Annotated in this window: 17 protein-coding genes; 4 read left to right on the forward strand and 13 right to left on the reverse strand. The window is 62.5% G+C overall.

The window, feature by feature from the left end; all coding sequences use genetic code 11:
• Window positions 1-31: 31 nt before the first annotated feature.
• From ahcY to ACOZK4_RS12055, 6 genes are all read right to left on the reverse strand, one after another.
• Window positions 32-1,432: an adenosylhomocysteinase gene (ahcY, locus tag ACOZK4_RS12030; protein ID WP_421592081.1), complete on the reverse strand. Its 1,401-nt coding sequence runs from the start codon at window positions 1,430-1,432 to the stop codon at window positions 32-34.
• A gap of 108 nt (window positions 1,433-1,540) precedes the next feature.
• Window positions 1,541-1,813 (reverse strand): HPr family phosphocarrier protein, encoded by a 273-nt coding sequence (locus tag ACOZK4_RS12035; RefSeq protein ID WP_313530107.1) that lies wholly within the window; start codon window positions 1,811-1,813, stop codon window positions 1,541-1,543.
• Window positions 1,814-1,828: 15 nt separating this feature from the next.
• Window positions 1,829-2,230, reverse strand: coding sequence for a PTS sugar transporter subunit IIA (locus tag ACOZK4_RS12040; RefSeq protein WP_117372283.1), 402 nt, complete (start codon window positions 2,228-2,230; stop codon window positions 1,829-1,831).
• Between the two features lie 151 nt (window positions 2,231-2,381).
• On the reverse strand, window positions 2,382-2,837 hold the full coding sequence (locus tag ACOZK4_RS12045) for an HPr kinase/phosphorylase (protein WP_421592082.1): 456 nt from the start codon (window positions 2,835-2,837) through the stop codon (window positions 2,382-2,384).
• A complete protein-coding gene (locus tag ACOZK4_RS12050) occupies window positions 2,834-4,615 on the reverse strand; it encodes a stimulus-sensing domain-containing protein (protein ID WP_409530392.1) in 1,782 nt (593 codons plus the stop codon). The genes ACOZK4_RS12045 and ACOZK4_RS12050 overlap by 4 nt, the downstream gene beginning before the upstream one ends.
• 198 nt (window positions 4,616-4,813) lie before the next feature.
• Entirely contained in the window at window positions 4,814-5,551 is a 738-nt protein-coding gene (locus ACOZK4_RS12055) for a response regulator transcription factor (protein WP_421592083.1), read from the reverse strand.
• A gap of 314 nt (window positions 5,552-5,865) precedes the next feature.
• Between ACOZK4_RS12055 and ACOZK4_RS12060 the strand changes: the two genes are divergently transcribed.
• The 4 genes from ACOZK4_RS12060 to ACOZK4_RS12075 all read left to right on the forward strand — a co-directional run bounded on the left by ACOZK4_RS12060 (window position 5,866) and on the right by ACOZK4_RS12075 (window position 9,336).
• Window positions 5,866-7,476 carry a phosphoenolpyruvate carboxykinase gene (locus ACOZK4_RS12060; protein WP_421592084.1) on the forward strand — a complete coding sequence of 537 codons (1,611 nt, stop codon included), beginning with the start codon at window positions 5,866-5,868 and terminating at the stop codon, window positions 7,474-7,476.
• A 113-nt stretch (window positions 7,477-7,589) separates the two neighbouring features.
• The gene (gene arfB / locus ACOZK4_RS12065; protein WP_313530120.1) at window positions 7,590-8,024 is read left to right on the forward strand and encodes an alternative ribosome rescue aminoacyl-tRNA hydrolase ArfB; all 435 of its coding nucleotides are present in this window, start codon (window positions 7,590-7,592) and stop codon (window positions 8,022-8,024) included.
• Window positions 8,025-8,199: 175 nt separating this feature from the next.
• Window positions 8,200-8,712, forward strand: coding sequence for a peptidoglycan-binding protein LysM (lysM, locus tag ACOZK4_RS12070; RefSeq protein ID WP_298105328.1), 513 nt, complete (start codon window positions 8,200-8,202; stop codon window positions 8,710-8,712).
• Window positions 8,713-9,336: an alpha-ketoglutarate-dependent dioxygenase AlkB family protein gene (locus ACOZK4_RS12075; RefSeq protein WP_421592085.1), complete on the forward strand. Its 624-nt coding sequence runs from the start codon at window positions 8,713-8,715 to the stop codon at window positions 9,334-9,336.
• 66 nt (window positions 9,337-9,402) lie between these two features.
• Here the strand turns inward: ACOZK4_RS12075 and coaA are convergent, their stop codons facing one another.
• From coaA to ACOZK4_RS12110, 7 genes are all read right to left on the reverse strand, one after another.
• Window positions 9,403-10,398: a type I pantothenate kinase gene (gene coaA / locus ACOZK4_RS12080; protein ID WP_421592086.1), complete on the reverse strand. Its 996-nt coding sequence runs from the start codon at window positions 10,396-10,398 to the stop codon at window positions 9,403-9,405.
• Window positions 10,398-10,718: a phosphoribosyl-ATP diphosphatase gene (locus ACOZK4_RS12085; protein WP_421592087.1), complete on the reverse strand. Its 321-nt coding sequence runs from the start codon at window positions 10,716-10,718 to the stop codon at window positions 10,398-10,400. Before ACOZK4_RS12085 ends, coaA begins: the two co-directional genes overlap by 1 nt.
• A gap of 10 nt (window positions 10,719-10,728) precedes the next feature.
• Window positions 10,729-11,505 (reverse strand): imidazole glycerol phosphate synthase subunit HisF, encoded by a 777-nt coding sequence (hisF, locus tag ACOZK4_RS12090; RefSeq protein WP_134648624.1) that lies wholly within the window; start codon window positions 11,503-11,505, stop codon window positions 10,729-10,731.
• Window positions 11,502-12,245, reverse strand: coding sequence for a 1-(5-phosphoribosyl)-5-[(5-phosphoribosylamino)methylideneamino]imidazole-4-carboxamide isomerase (gene hisA, locus ACOZK4_RS12095; protein WP_421592088.1), 744 nt, complete (start codon window positions 12,243-12,245; stop codon window positions 11,502-11,504). Before hisA ends, hisF begins: the two co-directional genes overlap by 4 nt.
• Before the next feature lies 1 nt (window position 12,246).
• Window positions 12,247-12,888 carry an imidazole glycerol phosphate synthase subunit HisH gene (hisH, locus tag ACOZK4_RS12100; RefSeq protein ID WP_421592089.1) on the reverse strand — a complete coding sequence of 214 codons (642 nt, stop codon included), beginning with the start codon at window positions 12,886-12,888 and terminating at the stop codon, window positions 12,247-12,249.
• A gap of 1 nt (window position 12,889) precedes the next feature.
• Window positions 12,890-13,360 (reverse strand): DUF2628 domain-containing protein, encoded by a 471-nt coding sequence (locus tag ACOZK4_RS12105; RefSeq protein WP_421592090.1) that lies wholly within the window; start codon window positions 13,358-13,360, stop codon window positions 12,890-12,892.
• 25 nt (window positions 13,361-13,385) lie between these two features.
• Window positions 13,386-13,787, reverse strand: a 402-nt coding sequence (locus ACOZK4_RS12110; RefSeq protein ID WP_421592091.1) for an imidazoleglycerol-phosphate dehydratase, incomplete at its 5' end; no start/stop codon positions are given.

Here is a 13,787-nt window from a genome sequence, read left to right on the forward strand (position 1 = left end):
CTCTAGATGTTGTGGATAATCCGGGTAAGGATCAGTACCTGTAGTGTTCAGCCTTGAACGGGCCGGTCGTCGTCACGCCGATATAGCCGGCCTGCTCGTCGGAGAGTTCCGTGAGCCTTGCGCCAAGCTTGGCGAGGTGAAGGCGGGCGACCTTCTCGTCGAGCTGCTTGGGCAGGACATAGACTTCGTTCTTGTAGGCGTCACCCTTGGTGAAGAGCTCGATCTGCGCCAGGACCTGGTTGGAGAACGAGGCGGACATGACGAAGGACGGATGGCCAGTGGCGTTGCCGAGGTTGAGCAGGCGTCCCTCGGAGAGAAGGATCATGCGGTTGCCCTTCGGGAATTCGATCAGGTCGACCTGCGGCTTGACGTTCGTCCACTTGAGGTTCTTGAGCGCAGCGACCTGGATCTCGTTATCGAAGTGGCCGATATTGCCGACGATCGCCATGTCCTTCATCTCGCGCATATGCTCGATGCGGATGACGTCCTTGTTGCCGGTCGTGGTGATGAAGATGTCGGCGGAGGAGACGACGTCCTCGAGCTGAACGACTTCAAAACCATCCATGGCGGCCTGGAGTGCGCAGATCGGGTCGATTTCCGTGACCTTCACGCGCGCGCCTGCGCCACGAAGGGAGGCGGACGAACCCTTGCCGACGTCGCCGTAGCCGCAGACGACGGCGACCTTGCCGGCCATCATCACATCGGTGCCGCGGCGGATGCCGTCGACCAGCGATTCCTTGCAGCCGTACTTGTTGTCGAACTTCGACTTGGTGACCGAATCGTTGACGTTGATCGCCGGGAAGGGCAGCAGGCCCTTCTGCTGCAGCTGGTAGAGACGGTTGACGCCGGTCGTCGTCTCTTCCGTCACGCCTTGGATGGCGTCGCGCTGCTTGGTAAACCAGCCCGGCGAAGCGGCAAGACGCTTCTTGATCTGGGCGAACAGGATCTCTTCTTCTTCCGAACCCGGATTGACGAGCACGTTCTCACCGGCCTCGGCGCGGGCGCCGAGCAGGATGTACATGGTGGCGTCGCCGCCGTCGTCGAGGATCATGTTGGAGAAGCCGCCATCGGTCCACTGGAAGATCTTGTCGGTGTATTCCCAGTATTCCGTCAGCGTCTCGCCCTTCACGGCATAGACCGGGATGCCGGCGGCGGCGATCGCGGCGGCGGCATGGTCCTGCGTGGAGAAGATGTTGCACGAGGCCCAGCGCACGTCGGCGCCGAGTGCCACCAGCGTCTCGATGAGAACGGCGGTCTGGATGGTCATGTGCAGCGAGCCGGTGATGCGCGCGCCCTTGAGCGGCTTGGAAGCGCCGAACTCTTCGCGGCAGGCCATCAGGCCCGGCATTTCCGTCTCGGCGATCTGAATTTCCTTGCGGCCGAAATCGGCAAGCGCGATATCGGCGACGTGGTAGTCATGGGTGGTGGTCATGGAGAGCTCCAGCCTTTTGGCTTTTGGTGATGGCGCTTCCTATCAGGAAACGACCGCTGGAGCAACCGGACATAAAGAAGTCTTTATATCCTTATATTAACGGAAGGCTTACATCTCCTCGCCGAACTTGTCGGCAACAAGTGCGTCGAGCGCATCAAGAACGGCCTGCGCCTCAGCGCCCGTCGCCGTCACGAAAACGGAGCAGCCGGGGCTGGCGGCCAGCATCATCAGGCCCATGATCGAGGTGCCGCCGACGGTCATGCCATCCTTGGAGACGGTCACTTCCGCATCGTAGCCATCCACCGTCTGGACGAATTTCGCAGAAGCGCGGGCGTGAAGACCGCGCTTGTTGATGATGAGAAGCTCTTTCGAGACCGTCATGGAGGGCAGGGGACCTTACTTGCCGCTGAGGACGCGGCTTGCCACGTTGATATACTTCCGGCCGGCTTCGGACGCGTCGATCAGCGCCTTTTCCATGTTGTTTTCGCCGCGGATGCCGGCGAGCTTGATCAGCATGGGCAGGTTCACGCCGGCGATCACCTCGATCTTCTCGCCCGACATCACCGAAATCGCGAGGTTGGACGGCGTGCCGCCGAACATGTCGGTGAGGATGATGACGCCGTGCCCTTGGTCGGCGCGCTGGACCGCTTCCAGGATGTCCTGGCGGCGCTGGTCCATGTCGTCCTCGGGGCCGATGCAGACGGTCTCGATCGCCTTCTGCGGACCGACCACATGTTCGAGGGCGTGGCGAAATTCCTCCGCCAGCCTGCCATGGGTGACAAGCACCAGTCCGATCATCAGCAATCGCTCCACTTTCCCAACTCGAAACGGTCGGCCGAATACCGCAATGCAACAATTCCGTCCACCGCTGGGGTGGCCATCTTGTCAATGAAAAGGCCAAGTGCAAGCCCTAAATGGCCGATTTCGCGTTTTGGCGGGGCTTTTGCGATCAAGGATGAAGCAATTCCGGGTGAATTGCGATCAAAGTTGAAAATGCCGTGGCGCCTAGGAAGAGGGGCAGGCGGGTCACCGGCAGGAAGCAGGCGGGCAGAACCTCGAGGCGTTCCTCCTCCGGCGGCAACCGCTCGGCAAAGGGCGCCTCAATCGGCCTGACGGCCCGGTTCAGCACCGCAGCCTCGATGGTTTTTACGGAAACGATACCGGCGCCGCGTATTTCCGCCAGTCCGGCAATGCTTTTGGGTGCACGGGCAATCAGGCGGCCATTGGCTTCGGATATCAGCACCTGGTCGTCGCTGACGAGAGCGGCAAACAGACCCCGCGCTCGGGCTTCCTCGATGCAATGGAGGGCGATCGCGCTCTTGCCGGTGCCGGAGGGGCCTGTGAAAAGAAGTCCCGTCGTGCCGATGACGATTGCCGTCGCGTGCACGTTGGCGGGGTCGCTCATTTCTGCGCGCCGGCCGGCAGCGACAGCGTGAAGCGTGCGCCGCGCACCGCACCGGTCGCTTTGTCGACGATGTTTTCCGCTTTCAGCGTGCCGCCATGCGCTTCGGCGATCTGCCGCGAAATGGAGAGGCCGAGGCCGGAATTCTGGCCGAAGTCCTCGCTGGCAGGCCTGTCGGTATAGAACCGCTCGAAGATGCGGTCGATGTCCTCGGCCTGGATGCCGGGGCCGTTGTCCTCGATCTGGATGATGCAGCGGTCATTGCGGCCGCGCGACAGCCGCGCCACGATGCGCCCGCCCGGATCCGGCACGAAGGAGCGGGCATTTTCGATGAGATTGGTGACGATCTGGCCGATGCGCAGTTCGTAGCCCGAAATCTCGAACTTGACCTTGGGATTGTCCTTGCGGTCGACGACGAAATCGAGGCTGACAGGTTTCTTGCGCGTGTTGACCTGGCGGGAGATGTCGATGAGGTCGCCGAGCAGCTTTTCGAGGTCGACAGTGCGGGCATCGCTGCGCGCCAGTTCCGCATCGAGCCGCGAGGCATCCGAGATATCGCTGATCAGGCGGTCGAGACGACGCACGTCATGCTGGATGATGTCGAGAAGGCGCTTCTTCGATTCGTCCGTGCGCGCGAGCGGCAGTGTTTCCACGGCGCTGCGCAGCGAGGTCAGCGGGTTTTTCAGCTCGTGGCTGACATCGGCGGCAAAACTCTCGATCGCGTCGATGCGGTCGTAGAGCGCATTCGTCATCTGGCGCAGCGCGATGGACAAGTTGCCGATCTCGTCCTGGCGCACCGAGAAGTCTGGGATTTCCTCGCGCTCCTTGGCCCCGCGCCGCACGCGGATCGCGGCGGCCGAAAGACGGCGCAACGGATTGGCGATGGTCGAGGAGAGCAGCAGCGACAACGCGATGTTGACGAGGCCCGCGACACCGGCGACGCGCATGATGGCGAGACGTTCGGCATGCACGATCTTGTCGATATCGCCCGCCTGCGTCGACAGCAGCAGAACGCCGAGCACCGCACGAAAACGCTGCACGGGCACGGCGACCGAGACGATGAGCTCGCCCTTGTCGTTGACGCGCACGACGGCGCCGCGCACACCCGTCAGCGCGTTCATCACTTCCGGATAGATCGAGCCGTCGCCGCCGGGCGCTTCCTTGTATTGCGGCAGATTGCCCGGCTGGAGCATGCGGTTGAACCAGACGTTCAGCCGCTCGACGATGCCTGTGCTTTCCGGCTCCACCGGCGGCAGGTCGAAACGCAGCACCTGGCCCTGCGTATAGAGATGGCGCGAATCGAGCAGCAGGTTGGCGTCGGTATCGTAGATGCGGGCGCGGGTGCGGGTGGGCGAGATCAGCCGCCGCAGGACCGGGGCGATGCGCTCCGGATTGATCGGGAATTCCAGGTCCTCGTCGTTCGGCAGCGGCGTGATGCTCTGGCCGGCCTGCAATTCCAGCAGCTTTTCCGGATCAATGGTGATCGAGTTGGTATCGACGGAGGCGGAGGCCGAAATCGCCCCGGCGATGATTTCGCCCTGCGTCAGCAGGCTTTCGACGCGGGCGTCGATCAGTCCCTCGCGGAACTGGTTGAGATAAAGGATGCCCGCGACGAGCACGACCAGCGCGACGAGATTGAAGAACAGGATGCGGCGCGTGAGGCTGGAAAAGACGGCGTTGCCGAAGATGCGGCGCGCGATCGTGAAGGGATGCGTCCAGCGGCGGCGCAGCGAGCGCGGCGCGGGCTTGCCCTCGACGTCGTCTCCATCCCTGTCCGGCACGGTCTGCAACACCTGATTCTGTCCCTCATGCGGACGACATCACGCCGCCGACCGCGGCATGCCATCGCTGCCGCGGTTCATGCAAGCGATTTTACGCCTGGGACTCCGTCTGGTTCTGGATGAGCCAGACGGAGTCCCAATTTCTTTGTTTCCGTTTGCCTTGTCGAGAAAACCGGTTCCCACTTTTCCTGGCAAACTTTAAGCCGCTTCGCGGAAACGGTAGCCGACGCCGTAGAGCGTTTCGATCATGTCGAAATCGGTATCGACCATCTTGAACTTCTTGCGAAGCCGCTTGATGTGGCTGTCGATGGTGCGGTCGTCGACATAGACCTGCTCGTCATAGGCGGCATCCATCAGCGAATCGCGGCTCTTCACCACGCCGGGGCGCTGGGCGAGCGAATGCAGGATGAGGAATTCCGTGACCGTCAGCGTCACCGGCTCGCCCTTCCAGGTGCAAGTATGGCGCTCCTGATCCATGACGAGCTGGCCGCGCTCCAGCGAGCGGGCGGTCACTTCGCCGGCCTTGGCCGGTGTGCCGGTGGTGCCACCGCCGGCCGAGGCAGCGGCCTCGCGGCTGGACGCGCGGCGCAGGATCGCCTTGACACGCTCGACCAGCAGGCGCTGCGAGAACGGCTTGGTGATGAAGTCGTCGGCGCCCATCTTGAGACCGAACAGCTCATCGATCTCTTCATCCTTGGAGGTGAGGAAGATGACCGGGATGTCCGATTTCTGGCGGAGCCGCCGCAGAAGCTCCATGCCGTCCATGCGCGGCATCTTGATGTCGAAGATGCCGAGATGCGGCGGGCGGGCGAGAAGGCCGTCGAGCGCAGACGCACCGTCCGTATAGGTCTCGACCTTGTAGCCCTCGGCCTCCAGAGCGATCGACACGGATGTGAGAATATTCCGGTCGTCGTCGACGAGTGCGATCGTCTGCATCCTGTTAGTCTCCATATTCATCGGCGCCTTTCCCGACCTCGGATCCGAGTTCCTGTCCTGGATGTGATGCGCCTTCCTGGGGGTAAAGGTGGAACAAATTGTGGCAGAGATAAAGGATGACGTTTCAGGCCGGTTTTCCAATGGGCTTTTAAATCGATTATTCAACCGATTAAAAAAGTCAGACAAATATTTAAATCGATTAATTAATTGATATTATTGCCTAATTTCCGATTGCCTCTTGTTTTTATGACAGGAGCAGATTAGCTTCCGGCAAAATTCACCATGGGTCTTCGTCCACGGAGGAAATCTGGACCATGCAGGAAATCGGCGTTCGCAACCCCGCTCTGGGGCTCACCGCGATGGGTATCAACACCAACGGCACGGTTCGGTATAACTTTGCAGCAGAGGCCCTCTATGAAGAGGCGCTCGGTCGCGGCGAAGCTGTCAAGACCGCCCACGGCGCCCTTCGCGCCCTGACCGGCCAGCACACCGGCCGCTCGCCGAAGGACAAGTTCGTCGTTCGCGACGAAAACACCGAAAACGCCATCTGGTGGGACAACAACAAGGCCGTGTCGCGCGAACATTTCGATGCGCTGCATGCGGACATGCTGGCCCATGCCGGCAGCCGCGACCTCTTCGTGCAGGACCTCATCGGCGGTGCGGACGCGGATTATGCGCTTCCGACCCGCGTCGTCACCGAGCTTGCCTGGCACTCGCTGTTCATCCGCAACCTGCTCATCCGTCCGGAAGAGAAGGATCTTGCCGGCTTCGCTCCGAAGCTCACGATCATCGACCTGCCGACCTTCAAGGCCGACCCGGTCCGCCATGGCGCGCGCACCGAGACGATGATCGCCTGCGATCTTTCGCGCGGCATCGTCCTGATTGCCGGCACCTATTATGCCGGCGAGATGAAGAAGTCGGTCTTCACCGTTCTGAACTGGCTGCTGCCGTCGGAAAAGGTCATGCCGATGCACTGCTCGGCCAATGTCGGCCCGGATGGTGATGCCGCCGTGTTCTTCGGCCTGTCGGGCACCGGCAAGACGACGCTCTCGGCCGACCCGAACCGCACGCTCATCGGCGACGACGAGCACGGCTGGGGCGAAAACGGCATCTTCAACTTCGAAGGCGGCTGCTACGCCAAGACGATCCGTCTTTCAGCCGAAGCCGAGCCGGAAATCTACGCGACGACCCAGCGTTTCGGCACGGTTCTCGAAAACGTCGTGCTCGACGCCAACGGCGTTCCGGATTTCAACGATGGCTCGCTGACGGAAAACACCCGTTGCGCCTACCCGCTGCATTTCATCCCGAATGCCAGCGAGACCGGCCGTGCGCCGCATCCGAAGACGATCATCATGCTGACGGCCGATGCCTTCGGCGTCATGCCGCCCATCGCCAAGCTGACGCCCGACCAGGCCATGTACCACTTCCTCTCCGGCTACACCGCCAAGGTTGCCGGCACGGAGCGTGGCGTGACCGAGCCGGAAGCCACTTTCTCGACCTGCTTCGGCGCTCCCTTCATGCCGCGTCACCCGACGGTCTATGGCAACCTGCTGAAGGAACTCATCGCCGAGCACGGCGTCGACTGCTGGCTGGTCAACACCGGCTGGACCGGCGGCGCCTATGGTGAAGGCCGCCGCATGCCGATCAAGGCGACGCGCGCGCTGCTCGCCGCCGCCCTCGATGGCTCGCTGAAGAGCGCGCTCTTCCGCCGCGACGACAATTTCGGCTTCCAGGTTCCGGTATCGGTTCCCGAGGTCGATACCAAGATCCTCGACCCGCGCTCGACCTGGGCCAACGGTGCCGCTTACGACAAGCAGGCCCAGAAGCTCGTCGACATGTTCATCGCCAACTTCGAGAAGTTCGAGGACCAAGTGGACGGTAGCGTGCGGGATGCAGCACCCGGCCTCAAGGTCGCCGCCGAGTAAGCTTTCGGTAATGATTCACGTGAAACCCGGTCCGCAAGGCCGGGTTTTTCGTCTCTGTAAACGACTTTCCGTTTTCCGGTCTGCCGGCTACAACGGCCCGGAAAGGAATTTCCATGGCCAGCGACCCTCTCTATATCAGCAACACGATCACCATTGCCGGCTGGGAACTGACCGAGCAATTCGTGCTGGCGGGCGGTCCAGGTGGGCAGAACGTCAACAAGGTCTCGACCGCGGTCCAGCTGTTCTTCGACCTGCGCAATTCCCCCTCCCTGAACGAGCGGGTCAAGGCGAACGCGGAAAAGCTCGCCGGACGCCGGGTCTCCAAGGAGGGCGTGCTGCTGATCGAGGCGAACCGCTTCCGCAGCCAGGAGCGCAACCGGGAGGATGCGCGCGAGCGGCTGAAGGAGCTGATCCTCAAGGCGGCCGCGCCGCCACCGCCGCCGCGGCGGAAAACCAAGCCGACGAAAGGCTCGATCGAACGCCGGCTCAAGGAAAAATCCGGCCGCTCGGACGTGAAACGTATGCGGGCCAAGCCCGGCGGCGAATGATTGCCGCAACTTGGCCGTTAATCGATGGGAATGAAACGAAACCTTTCCTTTGCGGGAAGGCTCTGCTTAGAGTTTGACAGGGAAAAGTGGAAACCGGTTTTCCCGAAAGGGCAAACGAAAATAAAGAAATCTGGAACCGGACAGGTTCCAGTTCGGAAAAACCAGGGAGGTAGGCATGGGTCTCTTCAGCTTTATCAAGAACGCCGGCAAGAAGCTCGGCATCGGTGACGATGAGGAAGCGCCGGCGGCGGAAGCGGTCAAGAAGGAACTCGATTCCTTCGATCTCGGCACCAAGAACGTTGAAGTCTCCGTCGAAGGCGACAAATGCGTGCTGAAGGGCGTCGTGGCCGACCAGACCGCCTTCGAAAAGGCCGTCATCGCCGTCGGCAACACGCTCGGCATCTCCAAGGTGGAAGCCGCTGAGCTCAAGGTTGCTCCCGAATCCGGCTTGAAGCTCGAAAAGCTTGATCTGACCGAACTCCTGAAGACATCGACGCCGGCCGCTGCACCGACGCTTTACACCGTGAAAAAGGGCGACAATCTCTGGAAGATCGCCGAGGCGCATTACGGCAAGGGCAAGGGCACCAAGCATACGGTGATCTTCGATGCCAACCGGCCGATGCTGTCCCATCCGGACAAGATCTATCCCGGCCAGGTCCTGCGTATTCCGGACCTTTCGGAAGCGTAAGTGGCGACGGCCGAGCGCGGCCTCGCTCAGGGGCTGCGCTACCTCCCCGATCATCTCGACCGCGCGGCGCAGGAGGCCCTCGTCGCCGCCATAAGGCAGGTCGTGACGGAGGCGCCGCTCTTCGTGCCGCGCATGCCGAAGACGGGAAAACCGATGTCGGTCCGCATGACCAACTGCGGATCGCTCGGCTGGGTGACGGACAAGGAGCGCGGCTATCGCTACCAGTCCACCCATCCCGAGACCGGTCGCCCCTGGCCGGCCATTCCCGAGGCGCTTCTGGCACTCTGGAGAGATGTCTCGGGCTTCGACAAGCCGCCCGAGGCCTGCCTCGTCAATTTCTACGATCCCGACGCGAAAATGGGCCTGCATCAGGACCGCGACGAAAACGAATTCGCCGCGCCGGTTGTGTCTGTTTCGCTCGGGGATCAATGCCTGTTCCGCGTCGGCGGCGTTTCGCGCAATGATCCGACGCGGTCGTTTCGGTTATCGAGTGGTGATGTCTTCGTCTTTGGCGGGGAAAGCCGGCTTATCTTTCACGGCGTCGATCGAATCTATCCCGATACCTCGACGCTTCTGAAGAATACCGGCCGGATCAATCTCACGCTTCGCCGCGTCAATCCGTAGAGGATGTCTAGCGCTATCCCGGACGCAAAACTGCTTCGCACTTTTGCTGGGATTGCTTGAATCCGGCTACAGTTTGCGCAACGCCACCGTCTCGATGAGGTGGTTCCTGCCCTTTTGCAGGATCAGGTCGGCGCGCGGGCGGGTGGGAAGAATGTTCTGGTGCAGGTTCTTCAGGTTGATGTTGCGCCAGAGGTTTTCCGCAATACCCAACGCCTCGGTCTCGTTGATCGTCGCATAGCGATGGAAATAGGAATCCGGATTACGGAAGGCCGTTTCGCGCAGGCGCATGAAACGATCGACGTACCAGGTGTGGATCAGCGCCTCCTCGGCGTCGATATAGATCGAGAAATCGAAGAAATCCGAGACCATCGGCACGACCTTGCCGTCGGCTGGCAGGTTGCGCGACTGCAGCACGTTGATGCCCTCGAAGATCAGGATATCCGGGCGGTCGATGGTACGGAAGGCGTTGGGCAGCACGTCATAGGTCAGGTGCGAATAGGTCGGCGCCTTGACGTCCTTCTTGCCGGCCTTGATCGCCGAAAGGAAACGCAGGAGCGCGCCGATATCGTAGCTTTCCGGGAAACCCTTGCGCTCCATCAGGTTTTCGCGCTGGAGCACCGCATTCGGATAGAGGAAACCGTCGGTCGTCACGAGATCGACCTTGGGGCTGGAGGGCCAGCGCGACAGGAGTTCGGCAAGGATACGCGCCGTGGTCGATTTGCCGACCGCGACCGAGCCGGCAATGCCGATCACGAAGGGCGTCTTCGCCTCGTCCGACAGCGTCAGGAAGCGCTTGCGCTGCTCGAACAGCATCTGCGAGGATTCGACATGGGCCGAAAGCAGGCGTGACAGCGAGAGATAGATGCGCCGGACTTCATCGAGATCGATCGGGTCGTTCAGGGAACGCAGCCGCTGAACCTCGTCGGCCGTCAGCGTAAGCGGCGTGTCGGCGCGGAAATGGGCCCATTCGTCTGCCGTGAAAAAGCGGTAGGGCGAATAATCCCGGTTGCCGAAATCATCCGGAATATCCGGCTGGTCCTTGTCACGCGCTGCCTGAATCATCAGCTTTTCCGGCTGGCCTTCTCCACGAGACCGGATTGGCTCGTGCGCCGTTCCAGCTCCCCCATCACATCTTGTAGCGCCACCCCGCCGATTTTCAATACGACCATCAGATGATAGAGCAAATCGGCCGTTTCGCTCGTCAAGGCGGCCTTGTCGCCCTCGATCGCCGCGATAATGGTCTCGACGGCTTCTTCTCCGAGCTTTTTCGCCGCTTTCTGCTGCCCGGCCGCCACGAGCTTGGCCGTCCAGCTTTCCGACGGATCGGCCTTCGAACGGGCGTCGACGATCTCGACGAGGTCGGCAAGGGTGAAGGTGCTCATCGCTCTCTCCTCAGTCGAGCCGCATGGCAATGCCATGCTCGGCCATGTAGCGCTTGGCTTCGCCGACCGTGTAGGTGCCGAAGTGGAAGATCGAGGCGGCCAGCACCGCCGTCGCATGGCCGTCGCGCACGCCCTCGACGAGATGATCGAGCGTGCCGACGCCGCCGGACGCGATGACCGGTACGGAGACGCGGTCGGCGATGGTGCGGGTCAGGGCGATGTCATAGCCGCCCTTCTGGCCGTCGCGGTCCATGGAGGTGAGCAGCAATTCGCCGGCCCCGCGCTCGACCATCTTTTCGGCGAAAGCGACGGCGTCGATGCCGGTCGGCTTGCGGCCGCCATGGGTGAATATCTCCCAGCGGTCCTCCTCGCCTTCGGCCGAGACCTTCTTCGAATCGATCGAGACGACGATGCACTGGTTGCCGAACTTGTCGGCCGCCTCGGCTACGAAATCCGGGTTGGAGACGGCCGCCGAGTTGATCGACACCTTGTCGGCCCCGGCGAGCAGCAGCTTGCGGATGTCGGCCACGGTGCGCACGCCGCCGCCGACGGTCAGCGGCATGAAGCAATGATCGGCGGTGCGCGCCACGACGTCGAAGATCGTGTCGCGGTTGTCGGAGGAGGCGGTGATGTCGAGGAAGCAAAGCTCGTCGGCACCGGCCGCATCATAGACTTTCGCCGATTCGACGGGATCGCCGGCATCGACGAGATTGAGGAAGCTGACGCCTTTGACGACACGGCCGTCCTTCACGTCGAGGCAGGGAATGACACGGGCTTTCAGGGTCATGCGGCTTCTCCCCGCGCTGCACGGATGGCAGCCAGCGCTTCGGTCGGATCGATCCGGCCGTCATAGAGCGCCCGGCCGGAAATCGCGCCTTCGAGCTTGCGGGCATCGGGGGCGACGAGGCGGTGGATATCGTCCATCGAGGCAAGCCCGCCCGAGGCGATGACGGGGATGGAAACGGCCCCGGCGAGCTCCAGTGTTGAGGCCCAGTTGATGCCAGCGAGAATGCCGTCGCGGTCGATGTCGGTGTAGATGATCGCGGCGACGCCCGCACCCTCGAACTTCTTCGCGAGCTCGATCACGCCGAGCTCTGAGGCTTCCGCCCAGCCCTCGACGGCGACCTTGCCGCCCTTGGCGTCGATGCCGACGGCGACCTTGCCCGGAAACTGCCTGCAGGCCTCGATAACGAGCGCCGGATCGCGCACCGCAACGGTGCCGAGGATGACACGGGAGAGACCGCGCGACAGCCAGTTTTCGATATGGTCGAGCGTGCGGATGCCGCCGCCGAGCTGCACCGGGTTCTTCGTCGCCTTGAGGATCGCATCGACGGCGGCGCCGTTGACGCTCTCACCGGCGAAGGCGCCGTTGAGATCGACGACATGCAGCCATTCGAAGCCCTGGTCTTCGAAGGCTTTCGCCTGGGCGGCCGGGTCGGGATTGTAAACGGTGGCCTGGTCCATGTCGCCGAGTTTCAGGCGAACGCACTGGCCGTCTTTCAGGTCGATGGCGGGAAAGAGGATCATGTCAGGGCTTCCAGCGCAGGAAATTGGTGATGAGGGCGAGGCCGAGCGTCTGGCTCTTTTCCGGGTGGAACTGCGCGCCGGCCTTGTTGCCGTTGGCGACGAAGGCGGTCATCGGGCCGCCGTAATCGACGGTCGCGACCACATCCTCGGGGTTTTCGGCGGCAAGGTGGTAGGAGTGCACGAAATAGGCGTGCAGTGTCTCCGGGATGCCTGAAAACAGCGGATGCGCTTGTCTTCGATCCAGCGTGTTCCAGCCGATCTGCGGGATTTTCAGGCTCTGGTCGCCGGGTGTCATCTTGACGACATCGCCCTTGATCCAGCCGAGGCCTTCGGTCGTGGTTTTTTCGAGGCCGCGCGAGGACATCAGCTGCATGCCGACGCACACACCGAGGAAGGGGCGGGCTTTCGCCTCGACCGTCTCGCGCAGCGCCTCCACCATGCCGGGCACGGCATCGAGGCCGCGGCGACAATCGGCATAGGCGCCGACACCGGGCAGCACGATACGGTCGGCGCTCGCGACGCGCTCGGCCTTGTCCGTCAGGTCGATCTCGGCGGCGATGCCGGCCTCGCGGGCGGCGCGTTCAAAAGCCTTGGTGGCCGAGCGCAGGTTGCCCGAGCCGTAATCGATGATCGCAACGCGCATGTCAGCGTCCTTCCTTGAAACCGACGAGGCCGAGCATGGGAGCGTGCCGGCGCGCGGAGGTTTCGGAGGCCGGCAGGGAAACGCTGTCGCGCATCTCTGCCTCGCCGGCCGGGGTTTCCATATAATAAATCTCTTCCGCCGTTGCGCGGTCGTCGGCCGAAACCACGGCATCGACCGTCCAGCCGCTGCGTTCAAGGCCGGCGACGACCATCGCAGGGCCTTCGAGCGCGACGATGAGGCTGGTGGCAAGGTAGATGCCGAGGCCGGCAAGGCCGAAGACGGGATGGTCCGATATGGCCGCGCCGAGCGCCTGGACAGCGAAGGCAAGCGCCGCGGCGAGCCAGGCGCGATGCCAGAGCAGCCAGATCACGGGCAGGACGAACGCGATCCAGGAAAAGCGGTCGCGGATGATGCGGGCTTTTTCGTCACCGGATTTTGCGCCGGGCGGTATCAGAAAGAGGAACGTGGCCATCAACAGGCCTCCAGTTTTGCCTTTGTTAGGCCAGCGAACCCTTCGTCGAGGGAACGCGGCCCGCTTGGCGGGGATCGATCTCGGTCGCGGTGCGCAGCACGCGTGCGACGGCCTTGAAGCACGTCTCCGAGATATGATGGTTATTGGCGCCGTAGATGTTCTGGATATGCAACGTGATGCCGGCGTGCTGGGCAAGCGCATTGAAGAATTCGCGCACCAGCTCGGTATCGAACGTGCCGATCTTCGGCGCCGAGAAAGCGACGTTCCAGACGAGGAAGGGACGGCCGGAGACATCGACGGCGGCGCGCGTCATCGTCTCGTCCATGGCAAGGTCGAGCGAGGCATAACGCGTGATGCCGCGGCGGTCGCCGAGTGCCTTGGCGATGGCCTGGCCGATGGCGATGCCGGTGTCTTCCACCGTGTGGTG

It is taken from the genome of Shinella sp. M27, assembly GCF_049199905.1.
Lineage (GTDB): Bacteria > Pseudomonadota > Alphaproteobacteria > Rhizobiales > Rhizobiaceae > Shinella.

Bases quoted from the DNA above. Each gene is read 5' to 3' on its own strand.
- ACOZK4_RS12105 (WP_421592090.1), bottom strand. From the start codon at position 13,360: ATGGCCACGTTCCTCTTTCTGATACCGCCCGGCGCAAAATCCGGTGAC.
- ACOZK4_RS12035 (WP_313530107.1), bottom strand. From the start codon at position 1,813: ATGACGGTCTCGAAAGAGCTTCTCATCATCAACAAGCGCGGTCTTCAC.
- ACOZK4_RS12085 (WP_421592087.1), bottom strand. From the start codon at position 10,718: ATGAGCACCTTCACCCTTGCCGACCTCGTCGAGATCGTCGACGCCCGT.
- ahcY (WP_421592081.1), bottom strand. From the start codon at position 1,432: ATGACCACCACCCATGACTACCACGTCGCCGATATCGCGCTTGCCGAT.
- hisF (WP_134648624.1), bottom strand. From the start codon at position 11,505: ATGACCCTGAAAGCCCGTGTCATTCCCTGCCTCGACGTGAAGGACGGC.
- coaA (WP_421592086.1), bottom strand. From the start codon at position 10,398: ATGATTCAGGCAGCGCGTGACAAGGACCAGCCGGATATTCCGGATGAT.
- hisH (WP_421592089.1), bottom strand. From the start codon at position 12,888: ATGCGCGTTGCGATCATCGATTACGGCTCGGGCAACCTGCGCTCGGCC.
- ACOZK4_RS12045 (WP_421592082.1), bottom strand. From the start codon at position 2,837: ATGAGCGACCCCGCCAACGTGCACGCGACGGCAATCGTCATCGGCACG.
- ACOZK4_RS12060 (WP_421592084.1), top strand. From the start codon at position 5,866: ATGCAGGAAATCGGCGTTCGCAACCCCGCTCTGGGGCTCACCGCGATG.
- arfB (WP_313530120.1), top strand. From the start codon at position 7,590: ATGGCCAGCGACCCTCTCTATATCAGCAACACGATCACCATTGCCGGC.
- ACOZK4_RS12040 (WP_117372283.1), bottom strand. From the start codon at position 2,230: ATGATCGGACTGGTGCTTGTCACCCATGGCAGGCTGGCGGAGGAATTT.
- lysM (WP_298105328.1), top strand. From the start codon at position 8,200: ATGGGTCTCTTCAGCTTTATCAAGAACGCCGGCAAGAAGCTCGGCATC.
- ACOZK4_RS12055 (WP_421592083.1), bottom strand. From the start codon at position 5,551: ATGCAGACGATCGCACTCGTCGACGACGACCGGAATATTCTCACATCC.
- hisA (WP_421592088.1), bottom strand. From the start codon at position 12,245: ATGATCCTCTTTCCCGCCATCGACCTGAAAGACGGCCAGTGCGTTCGC.